Source organism: Candidatus Borrarchaeum sp., assembly GCF_019058535.1.
Taxonomy (GTDB): domain Archaea; phylum Asgardarchaeota; class Sifarchaeia; order Borrarchaeales; family Borrarchaeaceae; genus Borrarchaeum; species Borrarchaeum weybense.
Genome location: NZ_JAHPYX010000160.1, coordinates 1 through 6,879 on the forward strand (window position 1 = coordinate 1; position 6,879 = coordinate 6,879).

Annotated in this window: 5 protein-coding genes; 3 read left to right on the top strand and 2 right to left on the bottom strand. The window is 39.2% G+C overall.

Annotated elements, in window-relative coordinates:
• A partial coding sequence (locus QVB70_RS09465; protein ID WP_287585490.1) for a radical SAM protein occupies nt 1-1,349 on the top strand: 1,349 nt, incomplete at its 5' end.
• Nucleotides 1,350-1,428: 79 nt separating this feature from the next.
• Here QVB70_RS09465 and QVB70_RS09470 read toward each other — a convergent pair.
• Nucleotides 1,429-2,325 carry a universal stress protein gene (locus QVB70_RS09470; RefSeq protein WP_287585491.1) on the bottom strand — a complete coding sequence of 299 codons (897 nt, stop codon included), beginning with the start codon at nt 2,323-2,325 and terminating at the stop codon, nt 1,429-1,431.
• A gap of 332 nt (nt 2,326-2,657) precedes the next feature.
• Here QVB70_RS09470 and QVB70_RS09475 point away from each other — a divergent pair, with 332 nt between their 5' ends.
• Entirely contained in the window at nt 2,658-4,100 is a 1,443-nt protein-coding gene (locus QVB70_RS09475; protein WP_287585492.1) for an amino acid permease, read from the top strand.
• Nucleotides 4,101-4,129: 29 nt separating this feature from the next.
• Here the strand turns inward: QVB70_RS09475 and lysS are convergent, their stop codons facing one another.
• Nucleotides 4,130-5,611, bottom strand: a complete 1,482-nt coding sequence (lysS, locus tag QVB70_RS09480) for a homocitrate synthase (RefSeq protein ID WP_287585493.1) — start codon at nt 5,609-5,611, stop codon at nt 4,130-4,132.
• A 249-nt stretch (nt 5,612-5,860) separates the two neighbouring features.
• On the opposite strand from lysS, the gene QVB70_RS09485 reads away from it, so the two are divergent.
• A partial coding sequence (locus QVB70_RS09485; RefSeq protein WP_287585494.1) for a homoaconitate hydratase family protein occupies nt 5,861-6,879 on the top strand: 1,019 nt, incomplete at its 3' end.

Consider the following 6,879-nt stretch of genomic DNA (forward strand, 5'->3'; position numbering starts at 1 on the left):
CCCTAGAACTTATGACAAATACTCGCTCTAGAGCAGATACCTGTGTTATATGCAATCTATTTGCACCTTTGCTTAACGGCATCGTTGCCCGAAGTGCGAAGGCCTTTGGAGTGACAAAAGAACAATTAGTTGAAAAATTTGAGAATCCCTATTGGAGACGAGGCTTAGTCAATACAGTAACAGGAATTGCAAAGTTCGGCGTAACTAAACCTTTTGTCCCTTCTGCACCTTTTCTGGTCGTCTGGGATTATACATATGCATGCAATTTGCAGTGTAAACACTGCTATGCAACTGCTGGAAAACCATTAAAGGACGAACTCACCACAAAAGAAGCATTCAAATGTGTAGATCAACTTGCAGAAGCGGGCGTCACGTCAATTGCTTTTTCTGGAGGCGAAGCGCTCATCCGTAAAGATTTTTTCAAAGTTGCAGGACATGCTAGAGATCTTGGCATCTTTCCAGCTGTAGCTACCAATGGAACATTATTAACGAAGGAAATGGTGAAAAAACTCAAGAAATTGAACTTAGGTTATGTACAGATAAGTCTAGATGGGGCGTGTGCAAAAACCCATGATATGTTTCGCGGTGTACCAGGGATGTTTGAAAAAACTGTTCAAGGAATAAAAAACTGCGTAGAAGCTGGAGACATCTTTGTAGAGGTAGCCACAACCATTACTAACCTAAATTATAAGGAATTTCCTGAGATCGTTCGATTATGCCGAGAACTAGGGATAGATTGGTTCATGCATTACAATTTTGTCCCTGTTGGAAGAGGTACAACGATTATGGATCTTGATTTAGATCCTTTTGAAAGGGAAAAAATGATACGATATTTGTGGCATGAGCTTCGAACTGATGATTCGATGGCGTTGCTATCCACAGCTCCACAATTTGCTCGAATAGCGATTCAAGAGGAACATGGAGACTCTGCCGTAATTCCATCTCACTTCTACAATTGTGATTTACCGGGACAATTACAAAATCTCAGTTCGTTCGTTGGAGGTTGTGGCGCAGGAAGATTTTACTGTGCAGTTCGACCTAATGGAAATATTGAGCCCTGTGTGTTTTTGCCAATTACAGTGGGTAATATTCGGCATGACAATTTTGAAGAGTTATGGGAAAACAACAGAACTCTCTGGACATTAAGAGATCGTGATAAACTTCAGGATAACTGCGGTAGTTGCAAATTCAAATATGTCTGTGGAGGATGTAGAGCCCGCGCCTATGCCTATTTTGGGGATATTAGAGCGCCTGATCCTGGCTGTATAAATAATAAAGAGGCCTATTACGTTGCAATGCAAAAACAACTCCTGAAGACTCAGTTAACGCAACTAAAAGTACGTGTTTAATTTTTTTCTTTTTTTTTAAAATTAGCAGCGTTTGATGGCTTTCATTTCACTAGAGAAAGCCCACTTGGATACAATAACGCTATCGAAAGATAACGGCTGTTGTACAGTATGCTAGCTTTGCAATATTGTACACATCTGTACCAATAAGGCCTCCAAATCCTCTAGGTCGATGTTTGGCACCTACAACCAGCAAATCAAAGTTTAGTTTCTTGGTAAGTTCTACGATTGATTTACTGAAATCCCGTCCAATTATGATTCGAGGAATCAGCGGTTCGCCAATGACACAACTTAATTCTCCAACGTTCCTTAAAAACTCTTTTTTCTCTTGTTGAATTTCAGGGGATGTCGCATTTAATGGAAGGATATCAGGGAGTTCGACAACATGAGCGAGGTGGATTTCAATATTTGGGGATATGACACTGTAGGCACTTGAAGCCATAGCTGTAGTTAATTTAAGAGCAGCCTTATCATCACCAAGTGTACGGTATGGAACTAGGATACGTCGAATTTTTACGCGTCGATATGCCGTCCAGTCTTCAAAAGGTGTGAAGACTATGAAAACTGGAACTTCTGCCCTTCTAGCGACTTCGTAAGTACTAGTTCCTAAAAGTTCTCGTGTTAGTTTTATACGTTGGGCGCCCATCACAATGAGGTCTGCATCAATTTCATCGGATTTCTTTAAAATTAATTCTTCAATGCTTCCATCGCCTTCAACTGTATCAAGATCTACTGTGATTTTTAGCTCTTCTGCATATACACTAATCTCATCATATAAATCCTCAAGTAGCGGTTCTTCTTCCTCTTCCTCTTCCTCTTCGACGTGTAAAATCCATATCTTCGCATTTGCACATTCTGCTAAAAAGAATGCCAGCGTAATTGCATCTCCTTCAGCAGGAAAACCTTTTATTGGGAGTAGAATGTTATTTAAGCCTATAGTACAGCCCCATTCCAAATCGTCTAAAAAACTTCTTGTCACTGGTCGAGAACGTTGAATTCTGAAACCTCCAGAGCGCCTTTTTTACATTATTACTAGTTCTTTAAAGAACTTATACTTTTCGCTTTATGCTATTTTACTAAATCATTCAGGTTAAAAAACTCAGTAAAAGCTCTGAGTTGCTCAAATTGAGAAGCTCTAAATTTATCAAAGGATTTTCGGTAACAAACCAGCCTCGACAAAAGGGAGCTATTGAATATACCATCCATAAAAGTAATATTTTTATATCTAAGCATTTCCTCACAATTTCAATCGGATCAGACAAATTTACCACCTATTAAACAATTTTTCTCAATTTATGTGAGCGACTTGCTATGACAGCTGAACCAATCTTGCTTGACATGGAATATGAATTAGCAAGAACGTTAAGCCTCCTCGATCTCACAATGATCGGAGTAGCTGGCATGATAGGCGCAGGAATATTTGTATTAACTGGTGTTGCCGCAGGAGTCGCGGGACCAGCTTTAGTGTTAGCATTCTTGTTGAACGGAATAATAACAACTTTTACAGCCTTATGTTATGCTGAGTTGGGATCGGCCATACCAGAGGCGGGGGGTGGATTCCTTTGGGTAAAAGAGGGAGTAGGAGGACCAAGTGGATTTGTATCTGGATGGATGTCTTGGTTAGCTCATACAGTTGCGGGGAGTTTGTACGCTCTTGGATTTGGCGCATATTTTGCGCTGACATTGGAAATTATGGGTGTGTCTCTTTTTGGTTTCGGGTTGGAGTTGACAATTAAAATTCTCGCTGTCATTATAGTAGTAATCTTTATGTTGATTAACTTTAAGGGCGTTTCAGAGACAGGAACCGCTGGTAATATTGTCACCATTGCAAAAATAATCATATTAGCCGTATTCATTGGTAGCGGTCTCTATGTGATGTATACCCACCCAGATTTCGGTCTTAGCAATTTTCAGCCTTTATTCCCACATGGCCTGGGCGGCCTTTTTTTAGCATGTGGCTTGACATTTATTGCATTCGAAGGTTATGAGATTATTGCACAGGCAGGAGAAGAAGTACGTAATCCCAGAAAAAACGTCCCAAGGGCGACTTTTGTTTCAATCCTGATCGTAGTTCCCATCTATTGTCTAGTTGCATATGTTTCGATTGGAGCGCTCATAGTTGAAACCGGCACGACATGGGAATTCTTAGCACAGTTTGGAGAACTTGGATTAGTTGAAGCAGCTAAGCAGTTTATGCCAGCTGGTATATTTTTATTGACAATTGGAGGGCTTTTGAGCACGATGTCAGCGCTCAACGCAACAACCTACTCATCAACCCGAGTTTGTTTTGCGATGGCTCGCGATAATTTCATTCCGAAGAAATTGGCAACAATTCATAAAAAGACTCGTACCCCTCATATGGCACTCTTAATGAGCGGGATTATAATGATCAGTATGGCAGTATCGATTCCTTTGGAAGATGTTGCATCAGCGTCATCGATTATGTTTCTGCTCCTTTTTTTGCTGGTCGATGTTTCCGTGATTATGATTCGCAGAAAGATTGGTAAACAGTTGGACTATGGCTATAAAACGCCACTCTTTCCGCTAGTCCCAATCATCGCAATTTGTGCAAATCTTGGTCTTGCAGTTTATCTCTTCTTTTACAGCCCAACAGCTTGGTATGTTACGCTCGCCTGGATTGGTGTCGGAATTCTGATATATTATCTTTACAGCAATAGGCACTATATTAGAAGAAAAGATCACTGGAAGAAATTTGCTCACTTAAAGAGCGATATTGAAGAAAAAGGAAAATGATTTTCTACGTAAAACGATAAAAATCTATTCTAATCCACTTTTTTTGTGTGAGAATTATTTGAACTCATTGTTTCAAACTGTTTTAAGATAATTTTTGTATTTGTATGAGCAATTCCTGAAATCTCACGGATCTTTTCCAAGAGATCATTAAGTTCAGGAACCGAATCTGTTTGTGCTATAGCTACTATCTCGTATTCCCCGCTCGTTTCGTAGACCCTGTCTAAGGGAAGCGCAGCCATTCGTCTCACTATGTAACTGGTATAATATGAAGGATCAATTTTGCACGAAATCAACCCCATGACTTTACTAGGCGATATCCCCCTGAAACTTACTTTTAGGACTTCTTCTGCAATCTCAAGCAAGTCTTCATCTACGAAATTTCGTTTTTTATCTGCTACTTCTTTGATTTTTTGAACGATTTTGCTTAGTTGTTCATCATTAACAACAATTCCTAGTTCTATCAACTTCTGTTCAACTGCTTTCTTGCCTGCGTATCTATCAACTAATAGTTGTCTCCCTCTTCCTACAAGATCTGGAGCAAACACTTCATATGTTTTAGGATTCGCAAGAACTCCCGCAGTATGTACACCTGCTTTATGAGAAAATGCATAATCACCAATAACAACAGCCTGTTGTCCTATAACCACACCACTTGCTCTTTCAACATATCGAGCGATTTTTGGAAGCATATCAAGCTTAAATCCAAGGTCAAGTCCATACATGACAGTCAGAGCAACACTTATTTCCTCAAGCCCTGTAATACCAGTCCGTTCTCCTAATCCATTTACAGTAGCATGTACACAGTTAGCGCCAGCCTCAAGTCCGGCTAATGCGTTTGCGGCAGCTAAACCAAGGTCATTGTGACAATGTACATCTATCCCAACGCTTTTTCCAAGGTGACGTTGCATGAATTTCACAAATCCTTTCATACCACTTGGAGTTAACATGCCTACTGTGTCAGCAATTGAAATTCTATCAGCACCTGCTTCGTGAGCTGTGTCGCATGCTTCAATTAAGAATTGTGAATCAGAACGACTCGCATCTTCAGGTGTGAATCTTACTTTCAATCCATGATTACTTGCATAGTTCACTGAATTATAAATCATGTCTAGTACTTGTTCTCTGGTTTTTTTCAATTTATATTCAAGATGGATATCTGAAGTTGCTATAAATACAGCTACACGATCAACATTGCATTCAATTGCTTCCTCGATATCTGGTACTTTTGCTCTTACATGAGCAAGAACTTCTGCTTTTAAACCCTGTTCCGCAATGGCTTTTACAGCTTCTTTAACACCTTTAGATACAGTAGGACACCCTGCTTCAATCATATGTACTCCAAATTCGTCTAGAAGTTGTGCAATCTTAATCTTGTCTTCAAGTGTGAAGAACACATTTGGGGTTTGTTCACCTTCTCTAAGCGTTGTGTCAAGTATTAAAATGTCTTCTGAAATCTTGACATCAGGCTTGAACTGTAAATCAAAGAAATTCTGATCTTCTAGTTTACTCACAGGATCACCAAGTTGAATTAAAAACTAATCTGGATTTGATGCTATAACAAAACTTTTTTTGCATCAAAGTGTCTTAATGTATTTAAACGTTGTGATAGAAAGTTTGAAAAAATTACCAAAAAGTTTGAAAACATTCATCTTTAGTTTGAAAACATTTAATTTGTTTAAAAAACTTATACTGAAAAAAACTAAACGAATACAAAGAACAACAATAATAAGTAACAACAATAATAGGCGAGTGTGTCTACAATGGGAAAGACGTTAACTGAAAAGATTCTTTCGAAAGCATCTGGTAAAGAATGTAGAGCCAACGACATCGTTGTTGTAGATGTCAATGTTGCGATGGCACATGATAGCACAGCACCTTTGGCTATTGAAGAAATGTACAAAATGAAAGATCATGTGTTCGATCCTGATAAGATTGTTATTGTGCTTGATCATGTAGCCCCTTCTCCAACTGTAATTATGTCTAATGTGCATAAGGGCATAAGAGAATTCGTTCGTAAGACTAACGTTCATTTTTATGATGTAGGTGAAGGAATTTGTCATCAACTTCTCATTGAGAACCATATTAAGCCTTATGATGTTGTTATTGGCGCAGATTCGCACACCTGCACTCATGGAGCGGTCGGCGCATTTGCAACTGGTATGGGAAGTACAGACTTAGCAGCTATTTTTGCATATGGAAAGACTTGGTTAAAAGTTCCTGAAGCTGTTAAAATTTCAGTAAATGGGTATCTTAAATTTCCACTCACGCCAAAAGATGTGATTTTGGATATCGCAAGGGAAGTTACCGCCGACGGGGCAACCTACAAGGCTATTGAATTCGAGGGTGAAACGGTATCCAATATGAATATGCCTGGACGATTCACCTTATGTAATATGGCGATTGAAATGGGCGGAAAAACTGGATTAATCGCAGTTGATGAAGTTACAGAACGTTTTTTTAAAACAGAACGCGGTATAGGTAGTATCCCATCTCTTACAAGTGATGAAAATGCTGAGTATATAGATCACTATGAATTTGACGCAACAAGCCTAGAACCTATGATCGCATTTCCACACAGAGTTGACAATGTAAAACCAGTGACCGAGTTTGAAGGGTTAGAAATACATCAGTGTTTCATTGGAACCTGTACAAATGGTCGACTTGAAGATTTAGAAATCGCAACTCGATTCTTAAAAGGAAAGAAAGTCAAATCAAGGTTGATTGTGATACCAGCATCAAGGAAAGTATATCTGGAGGCATTAGAGCGGGGGTATATAAA

Bases quoted from the DNA above. Each gene is read 5' to 3' on its own strand.
- QVB70_RS09475 (WP_287585492.1), top strand. From the start codon at position 2,658: ATGACAGCTGAACCAATCTTGCTTGACATGGAATATGAATTAGCAAGA.